Consider the following 17,729-nt stretch of genomic DNA (forward strand, 5'->3'; position numbering starts at 1 on the left):
ATGTCCACTGGTGGAATCATCACCGTATTCACGGTAGTCTCAACTACCAAACACCCATGATGAAGCGAATCATCGCTTAACAAAAACACTTTATAAATTTTGTACAGAAAACTGTTGCCTTTTCAATTATAATAAAGTATATGGTACTAACTATCAGACAGCTGATGAGTTTAGAGATATTTGGTCAAAACTATACAATCAATATTCAGATAATGGTAAGTATACTAATGCAGACTTTGCCCATCAATCAATCACTATGGCAACCATATTGCACAATCCGAGTCAAAATGTTCAAGATTTAGCAGGCTGGCGAGGCGATGTCACAAGAGATGCTGAAGCAGATCCGTCTATGAGTAATGATGACTATTTAGCTGACCTTGATGCGGTGAACTTAGCTCAACGAATGAAAGATGGAGCGTCATTATTTGAGGCTAGTAGTGACTACTATTCTAAAGCGGCAGATATACGTGAAGAAGAGTTTTTGAAAAATCAAGGCGGTTATAATGTGGTCGCAGATAGAGTTTTTATCAGTATGGTTCCTGATTATAAGGAACCTACGCAACGGCCTCCTATGTCAAGAGATACTGCACTAGCCTACTTAAAGAATAGTAGCCCTGACACCTATAAGTTTTTGCTAAGTTTGAAGGAAAAGGATAATAAATTTGATTAAATTGGTAAGAGGATGTAAACGTCATATTATTTTTATAGCCATTTTAGTCAGTGCCTGGGGTTTGATTTACTATACAGCTAGGAACATAAACAATTCAAATATTTATGGAGATATTTACAGTCATTTGAAAGGTGGTCCCAGTAGTACTTTTGCTTCGGAATTAGGTGGCGGTGTTGACTACCGAACTTACAGAGAACCCCTTTATCCTGAAGGGAAATATGGCTATGGATCTGTGAATGATGAATTTAATGAAGTGCTTCCAAATAATGTGGAGAGGCTAGGCATGTGGGTTGATTCAAAACACCCTTCTCAAGCTTTAAATATAAAATATGATTATAAATTTGTTTCAGATCTGACCTTAACGGTTACTTTTCTGTATGATGCAGATAAGGAGCAATTATCCGAAATGATTCGAGTAGAGAATGGTAATAAAGGGCGCTTAAAAGAAGTACTCGCCTCTAAAAATATGACTGAAAGTGATTTACAAAAAGAGACACAGGCTATGGTAAATAAAACAGTCATTCACGCATGGTTGGAAATCCATCCTAGTCGTTTCAGTGAAAAAAATTGGGGTGACCTTGTTATCAAGAAACCCAATATAAGAAATGTGGCTTAGAGATTCTTAGCTTTTAAACTAACATTGGCTTAATATTAGGGTAAAGGTTTCATCATGAGTGTTTAAAATGGCGATAATAACTTAACGGATTATGCTAGTGATGATGACCATAAATCCGACAAGGAGAAATCTTAAATGAAGAAATTATTTAAGATAGTTTTTTCCTTACTTTTTGTAGCAATTGTGATTGGCATGATTGTTTATGTTAATCTTTATCCTGCAAATAAAGTTAGCAATAATAAACTGACACTGGGGAAAGTAGAAGGCAAACAGCTCTCCCAATGGCAGTATAATAGCATATTAGCTTTTGGGAAACATTTTAGCTCACGTAGTTTCACCTACCAAATTTCTAACGCTGGTCAGGGACAAGTTAAACAGAAGATGCGTTTTGAACAGATTGATTAGAAAATAAATAAGAATGAGACAGATATCTATGATAGGTTGGCTACCCTGTATGTCTGTCTCATATTTTTTACGTGTTTTCGGTCTACCATGTATTTAATAAAGGCAAAAGAGATAGTCATTCGCTTGTATCTGGTTCCAAAGTTAACTTTTCTTAGTTTAACTTTCAGCTAATTATTAAATTTGTATTAACAGATAATTATAATATTCTTTATCACAATAAAAACTCCTCCCATTCGGGAAGAGTTTGCTTTACATTTAGATTATTCAGCTGCTTGTTCCCATTTTTTAGCCAGATGGCGAGAATAGCTAGAAATACTAAAGTTTACGAAGAAATAAATTGCTGTGATGATAGCATAAAGGGTAAAGATTTGGCCAGTCTCGAAGTACTTTCCCATCAAAATCTGACTCTTACCAAAGAGATCCTGCAAAGCAATAACAGAATAGAGGAAGCTGGTATCCTTAACCACGGTTACAAACTGTGAAATGATGGACGGTAGCATCTTGCGAATAGCTTGCGGTAAAACGATAATACGCAAAATTTGAAACTGAGTAAAACCTTGTGATAGCCCTGCTTCGGTCTGTCCCTTGTCGATGGCATTGAGACCGCCGCGAATAATCTCGGCTAAGGCCGCTGAAGTAAAAATTGTGAAGGCTGTAATTCCTGCTGGTCTTGCCTGCAACTGGAAGACCAAAAAAACGATGAAAATCCAGAGTAGGTTAGGAACATTGCGGACAAATTCAATATAAACACTAGCAAGGATGCGCAAGAAAGAATTCTTACTATTACGCATAACAGCCAAAATCATACCAAAAACCGTTGACAGTACAATGATAATCAAGGATAGATATAGCGTGGTCCAAAGCCCTTGGGCGAGGAATTTAAGATTGTAAGGTGCTAATAAATCTGACATATGCTTTCCTCCTCCCTATAAATCATAAGCCTTTTTATTGGCTTCTTCTCGTCGGCGTCCCCATGTTGCTACTGGGAAACAGATGATGAAGTAGAGCAGCGCGGCTCCCGCAAAAGCAGGGATATAATTCGTTGTCTCGTAAGCCCAGGCCTTGGCTGTGAACATGATATCAGCTCCTGAGATAATGGCGACAGTTGCTGTATTTTTAATCAGGTTAACGACTTGATTGATCATTGGCGGTATGATAATCCGAACAGCCTGAGGCAGGATAATTAAACTCATCGTTTCACGGTAGGTGAAACCTTGTGACAATGCGGCCTCTGTCTGACCGCGCGGGATAGATTCGATACCCGAGCGAATAACTTCTGACATATATGCTCCGGTATAAATACCGACGCAGAGGACAGACGTCCAAAAAGCAGGAACTTTGATGGCGCCATTTGTCAAGATTGAAATACCATAGAAAACAAAGACAAAATGAACTAGGAGGGGAGTGTTCTGGAATAGTTCTACATAGGCTCGGGCGATAGCCTTGGCCAACTTATTATGTGAGGAGGACATGGCTCCAAAGATTAAACCAAGAGCTAGTGCGACAAGGAGTGCTCCAGCGGCCATTCCCAAGGTATAGAAGAAGCCCTTGGCGAATTCACCGAAGTTTCCAAAATAATCGCCCCAGCGCGATAAGGCATAAGGACTAGAACTTGCTGCTAATATAAACATGAGGGGCTCCTCCTTTCTATTGATCCTTAGGCTGGGCAGGCTTAAGATTGTATTTCTTATACAGTTTCTGCAGACTGCCGTCATTTTGCCACTTAGCTAGGAGACCATTGATGTATTGGGTAACTTGTGTGTTGGACCTTTTAGCAGCAATGCCATACTCCATCGTATCAAAGCCCTGATCGAGGATCTTGTTATTTTTGCTGACATAGCCCGATAGAATAGATTCATCGACAGAAAAAGCATCGATACGATAGGCCCGCAAAGCAGTAGCCAATTCAGGATAACTTCCAAACTGCATGTAGTTAAAACTGATATCATTATCAGCTGCAAAAGCCTCCAGAGAAGCTTTGGTTGTGGAACCCTGGGCCACTCCGATCGTTTTGCCATCAAGATCTTTGGGCTTATCGACACCAGAAGATTTATTGACTAAGAAGCCGATTTGGTCATAATAGTAGGGGTTAGAAATACTGTAGTTGGCCTTGCGTTCATCATTAATAGTATAAGTGGCAATGGTTAAATCGGTTTGACCATTGTCCAGCAGAGCCTCACGCGTTTGAGCTGTAACAGCCACATACTCTACTTTTACACCGATACTATCTGCGATTTTTTTAGCTAAATCAACTTCCATACCAGTGTACTTGCCGGATTTAGAATCGTAGTAGCCAAAATTGGGAACGTCTTGTTTAACGCCAACTTTAAGGACGCCAGCCTTTTTGATTTTTTGGACCTGTTCTGGAAGGTTACTATTGGCGTCAGCCTGAGTATGGTTGATTTTAGCAAAGCCAACAATCCCAAGGGTCAGTATAAAAATTGCAGTGATTAGGGATGTTTTTTTCATAAGAAGTCACCTCTATTCTGCTGAAACTTTATCGCTGGTGTGGTTGATAATCTTAGACAGGAATTGCTGAGCACGCGGTTCTTTTGGATGGTTAAAGAAGCCATTAACATCAGTCGTATCTTCTAAAATCTCACCATCAGCCATAAAAATGATACGGTCTGCTACGCTGCGCGCAAAGCCCATTTCGTGAGTAACAACGACCATATTCATCCCCTCTTTTGCTAGATTCTGCATAACAGCCAATACATCTCCGATTGTTTCAGGGTCAAGAGCTGACGTTGGCTCATCAAAGAGCAGCAGTTCGGGTTTCATAGCCAGGCCGCGAGCAATAGCAACCCGCTGTTTTTGTCCCCCAGAAAGCATACCAGGATAAGAATCCTTGCGGTCCCACATATTAACGTAGGTTAAATACTGTTCAGCAATGCGTTCGGCTTCCTTCGGAGCCATTCCAAGAACGCGAATAGGCGCTAGAACCACATTCTCTAAGACAGTCTTATGGGGATAGAGGTTAAAGTGTTGAAAGACCATCCCAACTTCCTTGCGCAGCTGAACCAGTTCCTTATTAGAAGCATTAGACACTTCATGTCCATTAACTTTAAGGCTGCCGGATTCAATACTTTCTAGAGCGTTCATGGTTCGGATAAGGGTTGACTTTCCAGAACCAGAAGGGCCAAGCAACACGACCACTTGACCTTTTTCAATTTCTAAATTGATATGACGAAGGGCGTGATAGTCACCGTAATATTTTTCCACATTTTTATATTCAATAAGTGCCATGGTTACCTCCCTTGATGAAGACGTTAGATGGATTGATTTTCTGATGTCAGAAAACCTAACGTGAACTAAATTTTACCACAAGAAGATGCTTCTGTCAATATTTTCAGAAAATTTATACAAAGTTGAAATAGACTTGTAAACCCTTAGTATTTCTAATATCTGATGATATTTGGTATAATAGGGGATAAAATATCTATGATAGATAGAAATATGAGGTAAGAATGATGAAAAAGATCCTTGTAGTCGACGATGAAAAGCCGATTTCAGATATTATTAAATTTAATCTAATAAAGGAAGGCTATGATGTTATCACCGCTTTCGACGGTCGTGAAGCCTTGGCTCAGTTTGAGGAAGAAAAGCCTGACTTGATTATCCTAGACTGGATGTTGCCAGAGCTAGAAGGCCTAGAAGTAGCTAAGGAAATTCGCAAAAACAGCCATGTACCGATTATTATGCTCTCTGCCAAAGACAGTGAGTTCGATAAGGTTATCGGCTTGGAAATCGGTGCAGATGATTATGTCACAAAACCATTTTCTAATCGTGAGCTCTTAGCTCGTATTAAAGCGCATCTGCGCCGGACAGAAACGATTGAAACAGCCGTGGCTGAAGAAAATAACATTTCTGATAATGAGCTCTTTATCGGAGATCTGCAGATTATCCCAGATGCCTTTGTTGCTAAAAAACGCGGGGATGAAATTGAGCTGACACATCGTGAGTTTGAGCTGCTCCATCATCTAGCTACCCATATGGGACAAGTTATGACTCGGGAGCATTTACTTGAGACTGTTTGGGGTTATGATTACTTTGGTGATGTCCGGACAGTTGATGTAACAGTTCGCCGTCTTCGCGAAAAAATTGAAGACACGCCGAGTCGGCCAGAGTATATTTTAACCCGCCGTGGAGTTGGTTATTATATGAAATCCTATGACTAATAATCCTGTTGTTGAAAATCTAAATAGTTTTGAGTTAGCCCTCCTTATTTTGCTGGCTCTGGTTGCTGTTTATTTTATTTTCTTGGCTGTTCGTGACTACCGCAATGCCAAGACCATTAGAGCTATCAGCCAGAAAGTAACGAGTCTAATCGCCGGTGATTACACAGAGGATCTCCAATTAAAGGGGGATTCTGAGTTGATTGAACTTGGAAATAACCTCAATGATCTATCAGATGTTTTGCATCTGACCCATGAAAATTTATCTCAGGAACGCAATCGCCTCGCTTCTGTCCTCTCTTATATGAGTGATGGGGTTTTAGCAACTAACCGTGTCGGTAAAATCACTATGATTAATGAAACGGCACAAAAACAGCTCAATCTCAGTCGGGAAGAAGCGCTTGAAATGAATATCATGGACTTGATTGACTCAGAAGATTACGATTATCGTGATCTGATTACTCAGACTCCAGAGGTAACGGTCTACCGCCGCAATGAGTATGATGAATTTATTACTCTGCGGATTAACTTTGCCCTCAACAGGAGAGAAAGTGGTTTTATTTCGGGTTTAGTCGCTGTATTGCACGATACAACAGAGCAGGAAAAAGAAGAACGGGAGCGCCGTCTCTTTGTTTCGACTGTCAGCCACGAGCTGCGTACACCGTTAACCTCTGTAAAATCTTATCTAGAGGCTCTTAATGAGGGTGCTCTGCAGGAAGATGTAGCACCGAGTTTTATTCAGGTATCTCTGGATGAGACAAACCGCATGATGCGGATGATTTCTGACCTCTTGCAGCTGTCAAGAATTGATAATGATACCAGCCATTTGGAAGTTGAAATGACCAATTTTACAGCCTTTATCACTGTTATTCTCAATCGTTTTGATCAGATTAAAAGTCAGCAGGATTCAGACAAGGACTATGAAATTGTTCGTAACTACCCCCTCAATCCTATTTGGGTAGAAATTGATACCGATAAGATGACACAAGTCTTGGATAATATCCTCAACAATGCTATTAAGTATTCACCTGATGGCGGTCAAATAACGGTTTCTATGATGACGACCGAAACCCAGTTAATTATTTCAATTTCAGACCAAGGTTTGGGTATTCCTAAAAAGGATCTGCCGCTGATTTTTGACCGCTTTTATCGTGTAGATAAGGCGCGCAGTCGAGCACAGGGGGGGACTGGACTCGGTTTGGCCATTGCTAAAGAAATTATTAAACAGCACCATGGCTTTATCTGGGCTAAGAGTGAATATGGCGAAGGTTCTACCTTTACTATCGTGCTCCCTTATGATAAAGAAGCCGCTTTAGAAGATGATGAATGGGAGGAAGATGATATAGTCGATGACGAACAAGGGTTTTAAATATAGCATTTTAGCATCGGGTTCCAGTGGGAACTCCTTTTACTTGGAAACGCCTAAGAAAAAATTGCTGATAGATGCGGGTTTATCGGGTAAAAAGATTGCTAGCCTCTTATCAGAGATTGACCGTAAACCAGAAGAACTAGATGCTATTTTAGTCACCCATGAACATAAGGATCATATCCACGGAGTTGGAGTTCTGGCCCGTAAATACGGCCTGCCTATCTATGCCAACGAAAAAACCTGGCAGGCGATGGAAACCCACCAGATGCTAGGCAAGATTGATCCTGAGCAGAAACATATTTTTGAGCGAGGCAAGGTTAAAACCTTTGGGGATATTGATATCGAGAGCTTTGGTGTCAGCCACGATGCTATTGATCCGCAATTTTATCGTTTTATGAAGGATGACAAAAGCTTTGTCATGCTAACTGATACGGGCTACGTCAGCGATCGCATGGCTGCTTTAATTGAGAATGCTGATGGCTACCTGATCGAGTCCAATCATGATATCGAAATCCTGCGCTCAGGGGCCTACCCATGGAGTTTAAAACAGCGAATTTTATCTGATAAGGGACACCTTTCCAATGAGGATGGATCGGAAACCATGATTCGTACAATTGGTAGTCGCACCAAAAAAATCTATCTCGGCCATCTCAGCAAGGAAAATAATATCAAAGAATTAGCTCATATGACAATGGAAAATAATCTGACACAAGCTGATTTTGGCGTTGGTCATGATTTCCAAGTTCTAGATACATCACCGGATGAAGCCACCCCTCTGACGGATATATAAAAAAGGATTGACACCTCTAATATAGGTGCCAATCTTTTTTATAACTCAGTATTCATTAAAAAAAATAGATCTATTTCAATTTCAAGTTAAGCCTTGAATGTCTCCTTATTAAATTATAAGCGGGAAATACAGATCTAGTATTTCGACCATGTCTTTGGAATGAAGAGCAACAGGACAGGATAGATTTCCAAGCGACCGGCAATCATGGCAAAAGCCATGAGCAGCTTGGCCCAAGGACTGAAAATGTTGAAGGTATCTGCAGTTCCTAGCATTGGTCCGATATTATTAAAGGTAGAAGCTGCAGCACTGACTACGACAATAAATTGATTGTGATCAATACTGAGAATTAGGATCAAGCCTAGGAAAATCATTAAATAAACAGCCAAGTATTTTAAAATACTGTGTTGAGTTGATTTGTCCAAGGGTGCTCGATTGATATGAAGGGACATGACGCGATTAGGATAGAGCGTCTTAAGAATTTGATTTTTTGACATCTTGGCAAGGATAAGCGAACGCATAACCTTAAAACCACCTGCTGTAGAACCGGCAGAACCTCCAATAAACATCAAAATCAATAGAATTGTCTGTGAAAACAGCGGCCACTTGGTTAGGTCAGTAATTCCAAAACCTGTTGTGGTCATAACATTTGCCACTTCAAAAAAGGAGTATTCTAGTCCCTTAGCCCATGAATCATACAAACTAAAGGTATTGAAGAAAATTAAGCCCGTAGCAAGAGCGACAATGCCCAAGTAAGTTCTTAGTTCTTCATCCCTGAAGAACATCTTGAATTTTCTAATAAGCAAAAAGTAGTAGAGATTAAAGTTAACACCAAAAATTAAAGTCCCGATTGAAACAATAAGGGTAATTAAGCTGCTGTGATAATGAGCCATACTGTCATTATAAACCGCAAAACCGCCTGTTCCTGCTCCGCCCATTGCAGTGACAAGGCTGTCATAGAGTGGCATACCGGCTATCCAGAGAATGATAGCGAATACGAGAAACATAGCCAGGTAGATAATGTAGAGAATTTGCGCTGTATTTTTTAGCTTAGAAACGACTTTACCAAAAACTGGCCCTGGAACTTCAGCCCGCATAACTTCAAGGTGGGCATTTTTTGAATTTTCTATAATAGCTAAGGCGAAAACCAGTACTCCCATACCACCGATTAGGTGGGTAAAACTCCGCCAAAAGAGGAGGGAATGCGAAAGGACACTGACATCAGGCAGGATAGTGGCCCCAGTCGTTGTGAATCCTGAACTGATTTCAAAGAAGGCATCAATAATACTTGGGATCTGTCCGGAAAAGACAAAAGGCAAGGCTCCAAAGAAGGACCAGAGAATCCAGCAGAGAGCAACGATTAAAAGTCCTTCTTTAGTGTAGATACGGTAGTTTTTAGGCTTGAAAAAGCTGCCAGTCAGGCCCAAAAAACCGAGAATTCCCATGGTTGCTAGGATACTGACGAAGACGCGTGTATCTTCATGATAGATAGAAGCAACTATTAAAGGGACAAGGAGCAAGCCAGCCTCAATAAGCAGCAATTTTGCTAAGAGATAACGGATCATAGAACGATTCATGCTAAGTTACCTCACTTCGTTAATAAATCATAGATGTGAGTGATATTGGGCAACAAGGTCACGACAACAATCTTATCACCGACTTCGTAAGTATCCTGTCCCGTTGGGAATATAGGCTTGTTGTTACGGATAATAGCAGCCACTAGTACCCCCTTCTTCAGCTGAACATCAGCCAGCTGTTTGCCAGCGATTTTATTTTTTTCCCGAATTTCAAACTGCAAGGTTTCAATATGACCATTGGCAATATGGTGAACAGCATCAAGAGTTGACGATTCTTGCGCATTAACGCGACCGCGGATAAAGTGCATCATGCTGTCAACGGCAATAGATTTAGGAGTAACGATACTGGAGAACCCATCGGTGTCAATGATTTCCAGCAGACTGGTTCGGTTGACTTTGGTAATATTTTTCCCGATTCCTAGAGTGTTGAGGAACATGGAAGAAATAATATTTTCCTCATCAACCCCAGTCAAGGTTGCTACAGCATCGTAGTTTTCAACACCTTCCTCGACCAAAGTATTTTTAGCCGTACCATCACCTAAGACAATAGGAACATCAGGAAATTCCTGACTAAAGAATTGGCTGCGGTTTTCGGTGATTTCAATCACTTTGAGTTTCATTTTAGTATTGCGCAAGATATTGAGGAGATAGTAAGTAATACGACCGGCTCCAATAATCATCATATTGCGGATAACTTTATTTTTGACAAAGTTATGGAAGAGGATCATCTCAACACGATCACCTGTTACAAAAATTTTATCGCCAGTTAATAGGGTATCATCACCATCAGGGATAATAATCTGATCACCGCGTTTGATAGCACAGACTAAAATATTGCCGAACTTGTGCCGAAATTGATCCAAAGAGAGGTCGCACAAGCGGCTGTCCTCAGTGATTTTAAACTCCATCAGCATAACTCGTCCGTTGACAAAGTGCTCGACAGAGAGGGCACCTGGGAAGTCTACGCTGTTAGCAATATAACGGGCGGCTAGCAGTTCGGGATTGACCACCATAGAAAATCCGAGGAAATTATGATCCTTGAAGTAGGTGTTGGAATACTCAGGATTACGCACGCGGACGATGGTTTCTTTAGCTCCCATTTTCTTAGCCAGAACGGCTGAAATCATGTTTACCTCATCCTGATTGGTGATGGCTACAAAGATATCACAGTGTTGCACATCGGCTTGCTCTAAAATTTTAAAATTAGCGCCGTTTCCGACAATTCCCATAATATCAAGCCGTCTGCTGACACGATTAAGGACCTCTTCTTTTTCCTCAATAAGAGTAACATCGTGTTTTTCTTCAACTAATGAGCGACAAAGGGCGGTACCAACTTTACCTCCGCCGACAACAATAACTTTCATGATTTTTCCTTTTTTACAAGATACAAAGAGCATCAAAGCTAAGAAAAAGGGTGATTGACACTAGTATAGACTCAAGAAAGTCCGTTTTTCAAGGCAATCATATCTGCAAAGGCTAAGCCTTAAACAAAGGTGTTTTTTCTTGTGCTTTTTAACTCTAGGTTCGGTTAGAAACTTAGCAAAAAACGCTTTAAACTAGTATACTATCATACTCTTTTTTTGCCTAAAATGCACCCTTTTTTTGCAAAATAATACCAACTAAACACAAAGTTTAAAAATCTGGCGTCAAATCTGTAAAAAAGATGCAAATCCTTACATTGTTTGACAGTTGGTTGCTGCTGATCAGGAATTGAAGAAATTAAATACAAAAGTTCATCAGGTGCAAGAATCGTTTGGCAATTTGGTAATGCAATAAACGGAACTTAAACAGAAGGAGAAGCAGCTGCTCACCCTTTAAAAAAGAGGCCAAAGAAATCAAAAACTACCACTAGGCGGGCATTTATACTACCGATAGAAGCAAAGAAGTCTTGTTTTCGGCTTTTTTTGTGATAAATTTCAGAAAAAATATTTTATAGCTTTTTCATTGATATTATTGGATTTTCAGCGGTTTCTCAAAAATAAGACACGTACTTTTCCGCTAAATCTGTTGACAACTTTGCTAATAGTGTTATACTAGTTGTAAGGATTCGTTAGTTTAAATCAAACCTGTTATGATTTAAGTTAATGAGCCACCACCAACCATGTTGCTTGCTGAGCTTGACTCCGAGCAGCGTGGTTATTTTTTTGTAGTAAAGAGGTTAATATGGCGGTAGAACCATTTATTCAAGAAACTTATCAGGAAACGAAGGGACGCAATCATATCGTTCTTTTCGAGCCCCAGATCCCAGCAAATACAGGAAATATTGCTCGGACCTGCGCAGCTACCAACAGCCCCCTGCATATTATTCGTCCTATGGGATTTCCTATTGATGATCGCAAGATGAAGCGAGCAGGCTTGGATTATTGGGATAAATTGGATGTTCGTTTTTATGACAGTTTAGAGGAATTTACAGCGCAGTGTCAGGGCAGTCTTCATCTGGTCTCGAAGTTTGCTCAGAAGACCTATTCGGATCTTTCCTACAATGATAACAAGCAGCACTATTTTCTATTTGGCCGTGAGGATAAGGGCTTGCCTGAGGCATTCATGCGTCGCCACCCTGAGCAGGCTATCCGCATTCCGATGAATGATGAACATGTTCGCAGCCTCAACCTTTCTAACACCGTCTGTATGATTGTTTATGAGGCACTTCGCCAACAACATTTTTCTGGCTTAGAATTAGTCCATAGGTATGAAACAGATAAACTAAAATAGCTAAAGAGAGAGTGGGATCAGCCCCAAAATTGAAAATTTTGGTTCTCACTACTCCCTAATTTTAAGGTGGTAACCTGAAACGGTCTCTCCTAGATCGTTTTTGACACTTGCTTTGCAAGCTTTATTTCCCGATTGAGTCTGGACTTTTGTCCCAGACTTCACTGACAACCACTGTGCCAGGAGTTTATTCAGGGATACTGGACGTGCCTTTGCCCAGCCTCCTTTTTGTTGAGATAGTTATTGCAGGATGATAAGAGATGGAGCTACTTTAAAATTCGGAACAGCTCGATTTGGCCAGTAGCATATTCATAAAAAAGTATGGCCAGATTTAAAAATTAAATCGAATAAAGCTCTATATTATAACTGGTAAAACTAAGGGCTTGCACTCTAGCAGGAATTTTTATATACTTAATTTGTCTTCAGGGCAGGGTGTGATTCCCGACCGGCGGTGTTTGTTTTCTGTTAGGAAGCAAGAGTCCGCGAGCCTCTAAGGGTTGATGTGGTGCAATTCCACAACCGACAGTATAGTCTGGATGGGAGGAGACAAGTTTTTTGCTATACAAAAAGGGCTGCCGATCTAGGCTGGCTAACTTTTGTCTATCGAAATACTTCGCCTCCTTCAATTTGAAAAAATTGGAGGAATTTTTTATGTCAACAAGTCGTCATAGGACCCGTCGATTGGTCTACATTGCTGTTTTATCTGCAGTTTCATTCATCCTAATGTACCTGCAGTTTCCCTTGATACCGGGAGCTGATTTTTTGCAGTTTGATTTTTCAATCCTGCCAGTTCTCTTAGCTTTAGCCATATTTGATGGTAAAAGTGCGCTGATGGTTTTAACCCTGCGTACCCTCTTAAAGCTGATTTTAAATAATGGCGGCGTCGGGACCTTAGTTGGACTGCCTATGAATTATATTGCCTTGTGCCTTTTTGTATTAGCGCTATCTGTAATTTGGAAAAAGCAGCAGACTCTCTCTTCTTATTTAAGTGCCTCAGTTATTGGAACCTTGCTTCTGACGGTAGCCATGGTCTTGCTCAATTACATCTACGCTGTTCCCCTTTATGCTAAATTTGCTCATTTTGATATTAGAGCGACATTAGGCTTGGGTAACTATCTCTTTGGTATGGTGGTCCCTTTTAATATCCTGCAGGGAGCGATTTTTTCCATCAGTTTCTTTGTGATTTACCTAGCTATTAAACCTGTCATCGCAAAATTATAGAGGCTATGCTATAATAATATCATGCATAACAGACAAAAGTTTTTTATTCGAGCTAGTTTTGCAGCTCTGATTTTCGTTGTTTTAGGTTACATTGTTAAGTTTGACCCCAGATTGCTGCAAGGGTTTGACCGCAGCCTGCAGTCGGCTATCCGCGGTCATCTACCAGCCCCGCTAACAGCTTTCTTTCGCTGGGTAACGGTTTTAGGAGATACGCCAGTACAGGGGTTTCTCGTTCTTGCTTCACTAGTCATTTTTATCTGGAAGAAGTGGTATGCAGAAGCTGGCTTGGTTCTGTTTAATGGGATTTTAGCGGGTATAGGTATTGCCCTTTTTAAGAATATCTACCAACGCCCGCGTCCCAGTCTGTCACATTTAGTAGTGGCTGATGGTTATTCTTTCCCAAGCGGTCATTCTATGGGGATTATCCTCATCTTGGGCAGTCTTTTGATTATTGCCCACCAGCGCATTCAATCCCGAAACCAGCGTCGCTTGGCAGAAGCCTTGTTAGCCTTGCTCATCTTCTTGGTTGGCTTATCGCGAATTTATCTGGGGGTTCATTATCCTACGGATGTCATCGCTGGCTTTGTTTTGGGTTATGGTGTGCTTTGTTTGGGATATCCCTTCTATGATGAAGTGCGCTTCGAGTGGCGTTTTAAAAGTAAACAAAAATGATAAAATTTTAGATAGGTGCAGTTCTAATCCCTGCACCTGTCTTTTTTATCTGAAAGCAAAAGGCAGCTCTAATCATGATGATTTGACTGTTTTTGCTTATTATACTCTTTAAGAATCTGGATAATAAGTCTTTCTATTGATGAGTATCAGATCTGATAGGCTTACTCTCAGTTACTAAGCTGCCTATAGCAGACCGCTGATAGCGGCTGCAGTCAGCGACAGAAGTGCTTCGTTTTTTTTTATTCTAGTTAGCGCTGTAAAAATTTAAAAGCTTGCTTTTTTCAGGCGGTAGTAAGGATCTATCTCATAGGATTTGACATAAAAAATTCAGCCTTAGCAGATTTTCGATTTTCTTAAAGTCTTGCTTAGTTCGATGAGATTAACTTTAAGTATAACCGATTCCAGCCTAGCTTGACTATGATAAAAAATAGAATATTTTCGTTTGCCTAAAATTTTTTAAAGACGGTTGCAAAAAGCAATAGCAGGCACTATAATGAGGGCGCATACATCCTAGAGGGTGGAATCCTAAATCTCTAATTGCCCCCCGATTAAAGTGGGTAAAGGGAATAAGGATTGATACTTTCTTGTGATGAAACGAACAAGGGTCGAATTTCCTCGGGGCATTAGAGAACACTCCTTGTGTGCTGGCACACGGCGCCGCTCCTCTATTTTCCTGTCTAACATTTTTATTAAAGCGAATCGGCCCCTAGTTATCGTATAGGAGGCAGCTTATGTTTTCATTTTTACAACCGTCACCCGATGCTACAGAAAAAGTTCCTGCTAAAAAAATAGCCAGCAGCTATCGTCGGCATCAGATTGGTGTTTTAGCAGCACTGTGTTTGGGCTATATTGGCTATTATATTATTCGTTTGATCTTCACGACTGAGCAAAATGATATTATGAAGGTCTACGGTTATACAACTGCTCAGATTGGGCTCGTTTTATCTTGTTTTGGCGTAGGTTATGGCATTTCAAAACTCTTTATGGGGGCTCTCAGTGATAAGAGTAACACTATTCGTTATTTGGCTGCTGGCTTGATTATCTCGGCCGTGCTTAATCTAGGTTTGGGGACAACGCGTAATTTTTACATTATGATGGCGCTCATGCTTGTAATGTCAGTCGCTCAGGGCATGGGGGCAGCGGCTTGTCAGCGAACCATCCAGCTTTGGTGGGGCAGGCGCTGGCGCGGAACTATTTTTTCCATCTGGTCTTCAGCCCATAATGCGGGTGCTTTTTGTTGTGTTGCAGTCGTCCAGTTTGCCAGTTTCCTCTTTTCTGGTTCAATCGCAGCTGTCTTCTATACAGCTTCAGTTGTTTCTCTCCTGATTGCGGCTTTTGTCCTTTGGGCTGGTTCGGAAAGACCTACCGCAGTGGGGCTTCCTTCTATCGCTGAATATACAGGTGACGCAGTTGTTTTAGAGAGTGGGGCAGCGTCTTCTGAGGACTTAACAGATCTTCGACTCTGGGAAATTTTTGTCCAATATATTTTAAAAAATCCTATGGTCTGGGCAGTAACGCTGACCTCAATGTCTCTTTATATTGTCCGCTACGGGGTTATGTCATGGATTCCCAGCTACTTGGTTCAGTCAAAGGGCTTTGAGCCTAGCTTTTCAAAATGGTTGGTTGGTATTTTTGAGTTGGCCTCTGTGCCCGGTGTTATCCTTCTAGGGGCAATTTCTGATTCTCTAAAAAATCGCCGGGCCTTAGTTTGCTTAGCTAGTGTTATTGGACTGTTAGTCTGCCTGACGACCTATTTTTACAGTAAAAATGCGACTCTGATTGTCGTTGTTTTATTTATCATGGGGACTCTGATTTATGCTCCTCTAACATTAGTAGGGCTGATGGTTAATGAGGTTGTTCCTAAATTTGCCGTTGGTTCCTCGACAGGTTTTATGGGCTTTTTCCAATATATATTTGGCGAAACCTTAGCAACCGCCCTGATTGGTATTCTCGTTGCAAGATTTGGCTGGGTGGCCAGTGACACTGTTCTTTACGGTGCTTGTTTCTTGGCTGCCTTTCTTCTCATTTACATCATGGTTCACGAATCCCGTATGAGGAGACGAGCGGTTTGACTAGTCCGTCCGTAGAAAAGGAATCCCGAAAGGTTGATGCTGATATCAGCCTTTTTATTGTGCAGTCTAAAAACGATCTACCCAATACTTAAAGAGTATAAAATTGCCGTTCATCTTTATCTAGGAGCTTTTTGGAAATTGAGCGAAAGTGTTATAATAAGAAGTATGAAAAAACGTTATAACACCGTTAATGATTATTACCGTCAGCTGTTTGGCGAAAAAATTTTTAAGCTGCCCATTGACGCAGGCTTTGACTGTCCTAATCGAGATGGCACGGTTGCCCATGGGGGCTGTACTTTTTGTACGGTTTCTGGTTCGGGGGATGCTATTGTGGCACCAGAAGCACCCATCCGTGAGCAGTTTTACAAGGAAATCGACTTTATGCACCGCAAATGGCCAGATGTTAATAAATACCTCGTTTATTTCCAAAATTATACCAACACGCACGACAAGGTCGAAGTCATTCGTGAGCGCTATGAGCAGGCCATCAATGAGCCGGGTGTCGTCGGCATCAATATCGGAACGCGCCCTGACTGTCTGCCAGATGAGACCATTCTCTACCTAGCTGAGCTCTCAGAGCGCATGCACGTCACGCTCGAGTTGGGCTTGCAGACGACCTACGAGGAGACTTCCGAGTTGATCAACCGCGCCCACAGCTACCAGCTCTATATCGATATTGTCAAGCGTGTGCGTGAGCTGGCTCCCAAGATCGAGATCGTCTCCCATCTCATCAACGGCCTGCCCGGTGAAACGCACGAGATGATGGTGGAAAATGTCCGCCGTCTGGTGCGGGATAATGATATCAATGGGGTCAAGCTCCATCTCCTCCACCTCATGACCAATACCCGCATGCAGCGCGATTACCATGAAGGACGCCTGAAGCTCCTCAGCCAAGAAGAATATGTCAACATCATCTGCGATCAGCTGGAAATTATCCCTAAGAATATTATCATTCACCGCATCACAGGTGATGCCCCGCGCGATATGCTGATTGGCCCCATGTGGAGCCTCAACAAGTGGGAGGTTCTCAATGCCATTGACAAAGAGATGGAAAAACGAGGGAGCGTGCAGGGGTGTAAGTGTTAGGTGAAATTAAAAATAGAATTTTTCAAAGGAGAATTAAATAAAGCGGTTGAAGCTGGAATTTATGGCATGTATCTTTCAAAGCACAATGAAAAACAGTTGTTGTATATTGGAGAATCCTCTAGTGTCATTGTCCGTGCTAGTCAACATTTATTGGAATTGCGAAATAATCCAAACTATCGAGGTCTTACGGATAAAACGATTAATGACGTTTCTCTGACCTTATCTTTTGAATTGTTGAAAACTGCAGTGGATGATAAATCATTGACGGGCAAGAAGGAACGTAAAGAACAAGAAAAGAAGCTGAAGCTATAAATAGTTTGGATTCAAGGAAAAGGCTATTGCTTCAAGATGGAATTAGTGATAGGGCAAT

The 17,729-nt window shown here is 41.2% G+C and carries 17 protein-coding genes, 1 pseudogene and 1 riboswitch; of the genes and pseudogenes, 12 read left to right on the top strand and 6 right to left on the bottom strand.

Annotation, left to right across the window (positions count from 1 at the left end):
• Positions 1-256: 256 nt before the first annotated feature.
• From AC4HAO_RS10270 to AC4HAO_RS10280, 3 genes and pseudogenes are all read left to right on the top strand, one after another.
• The gene (locus tag AC4HAO_RS10270; protein ID WP_491135311.1) at positions 257-670 is read left to right on the top strand and encodes a hypothetical protein; all 414 of its coding nucleotides are present in this window, start codon (positions 257-259) and stop codon (positions 668-670) included.
• On the top strand, positions 663-1,286 hold the full coding sequence (locus AC4HAO_RS10275; protein ID WP_491093925.1) for a TipC family immunity protein: 624 nt from the start codon (positions 663-665) through the stop codon (positions 1,284-1,286). The genes AC4HAO_RS10270 and AC4HAO_RS10275 overlap by 8 nt, the downstream gene beginning before the upstream one ends.
• A 225-nt stretch (positions 1,287-1,511) precedes the next feature.
• Positions 1,512-1,691 (top strand): annotated as a pseudogene (locus tag AC4HAO_RS10280) (hypothetical protein); the annotation flags it as partial.
• Between the two features lie 260 nt (positions 1,692-1,951).
• Here the strand turns inward: AC4HAO_RS10280 and AC4HAO_RS10285 are convergent.
• The 4 genes from AC4HAO_RS10285 to AC4HAO_RS10300 are packed head-to-tail and all read right to left on the bottom strand — an operon-like array spanning position 1,952 to position 4,937.
• Positions 1,952-2,602 (bottom strand): amino acid ABC transporter permease, encoded by a 651-nt coding sequence (locus AC4HAO_RS10285; RefSeq protein ID WP_447451525.1) that lies wholly within the window; start codon positions 2,600-2,602, stop codon positions 1,952-1,954.
• A 15-nt stretch (positions 2,603-2,617) separates the two neighbouring features.
• Positions 2,618-3,322 (bottom strand): amino acid ABC transporter permease, encoded by a 705-nt coding sequence (locus AC4HAO_RS10290; protein ID WP_491093926.1) that lies wholly within the window; start codon positions 3,320-3,322, stop codon positions 2,618-2,620.
• 16 nt (positions 3,323-3,338) lie between these two features.
• The gene (locus tag AC4HAO_RS10295) at positions 3,339-4,160 is read right to left on the bottom strand and encodes a transporter substrate-binding domain-containing protein (protein WP_491093927.1); all 822 of its coding nucleotides are present in this window, start codon (positions 4,158-4,160) and stop codon (positions 3,339-3,341) included.
• Positions 4,161-4,172: 12 nt separating this feature from the next.
• Positions 4,173-4,937 (bottom strand): amino acid ABC transporter ATP-binding protein, encoded by a 765-nt coding sequence (locus AC4HAO_RS10300; protein ID WP_491093928.1) that lies wholly within the window; start codon positions 4,935-4,937, stop codon positions 4,173-4,175.
• Between the two features lie 224 nt (positions 4,938-5,161).
• On the opposite strand from AC4HAO_RS10300, the gene yycF reads away from it, so the two are divergent.
• From yycF to AC4HAO_RS10315, 3 genes are read left to right on the top strand one after another with little or no spacing between them, the layout of a single operon-like run.
• Positions 5,162-5,869: a response regulator YycF gene (gene yycF, locus AC4HAO_RS10305; protein WP_491093946.1), complete on the top strand. Its 708-nt coding sequence runs from the start codon at positions 5,162-5,164 to the stop codon at positions 5,867-5,869.
• Positions 5,862-7,235, top strand: coding sequence for a cell wall metabolism sensor histidine kinase VicK (gene vicK, locus AC4HAO_RS10310; protein ID WP_491093929.1), 1,374 nt, complete (start codon positions 5,862-5,864; stop codon positions 7,233-7,235). Before yycF ends, vicK begins: the two co-directional genes overlap by 8 nt.
• Positions 7,216-8,025, top strand: coding sequence for an MBL fold metallo-hydrolase (locus AC4HAO_RS10315; protein ID WP_491093930.1), 810 nt, complete (start codon positions 7,216-7,218; stop codon positions 8,023-8,025). Before vicK ends, AC4HAO_RS10315 begins: the two co-directional genes overlap by 20 nt.
• 134 nt (positions 8,026-8,159) lie before the next feature.
• Here AC4HAO_RS10315 and AC4HAO_RS10320 read toward each other — a convergent pair whose 3' ends face one another.
• Both AC4HAO_RS10320 and trkA read right to left on the bottom strand, forming a co-directional pair.
• Complete coding sequence (locus tag AC4HAO_RS10320; RefSeq protein ID WP_491093931.1) at positions 8,160-9,599, bottom strand: TrkH family potassium uptake protein; 1,440 nt, start codon at positions 9,597-9,599, stop codon at positions 8,160-8,162.
• An 11-nt stretch (positions 9,600-9,610) separates the two neighbouring features.
• Positions 9,611-10,963, bottom strand: a complete 1,353-nt coding sequence (gene trkA, locus AC4HAO_RS10325; RefSeq protein WP_491135312.1) for a Trk system potassium transporter TrkA — start codon at positions 10,961-10,963, stop codon at positions 9,611-9,613.
• Between the two features lie 799 nt (positions 10,964-11,762).
• Here trkA and AC4HAO_RS10330 point away from each other — a divergent pair.
• From AC4HAO_RS10330 to AC4HAO_RS10355, 6 genes are all read left to right on the top strand, one after another.
• Positions 11,763-12,311, top strand: coding sequence for a tRNA (cytidine(34)-2'-O)-methyltransferase (locus AC4HAO_RS10330; RefSeq protein ID WP_491093933.1), 549 nt, complete (start codon positions 11,763-11,765; stop codon positions 12,309-12,311).
• Positions 12,312-12,722: 411 nt separating this feature from the next.
• Positions 12,723-12,860, top strand: a riboswitch (FMN riboswitch).
• A gap of 99 nt (positions 12,861-12,959) precedes the next feature.
• A complete protein-coding gene (locus AC4HAO_RS10335; RefSeq protein WP_491093934.1) occupies positions 12,960-13,529 on the top strand; it encodes an ECF transporter S component in 570 nt (189 codons plus the stop codon).
• Positions 13,530-13,550: 21 nt separating this feature from the next.
• The gene (locus AC4HAO_RS10340; RefSeq protein ID WP_491135313.1) at positions 13,551-14,201 is read left to right on the top strand and encodes a phosphatase PAP2 family protein; all 651 of its coding nucleotides are present in this window, start codon (positions 13,551-13,553) and stop codon (positions 14,199-14,201) included.
• A gap of 731 nt (positions 14,202-14,932) precedes the next feature.
• Positions 14,933-16,273: an MFS transporter gene (locus AC4HAO_RS10345; protein WP_491135314.1), complete on the top strand. Its 1,341-nt coding sequence runs from the start codon at positions 14,933-14,935 to the stop codon at positions 16,271-16,273.
• A 165-nt stretch (positions 16,274-16,438) separates the two neighbouring features.
• Positions 16,439-17,359, top strand: coding sequence for a tRNA modification radical SAM protein MnmL/YtqA (gene mnmL, locus AC4HAO_RS10350; RefSeq protein WP_491093937.1), 921 nt, complete (start codon positions 16,439-16,441; stop codon positions 17,357-17,359).
• Positions 17,360-17,671: a hypothetical protein gene (locus AC4HAO_RS10355; RefSeq protein WP_491093938.1), complete on the top strand. Its 312-nt coding sequence runs from the start codon at positions 17,360-17,362 to the stop codon at positions 17,669-17,671.
• Positions 17,672-17,729 lie beyond the last annotated feature (58 nt).

This window comes from Streptococcus sp. ELY_137 (genome assembly GCF_058314515.1).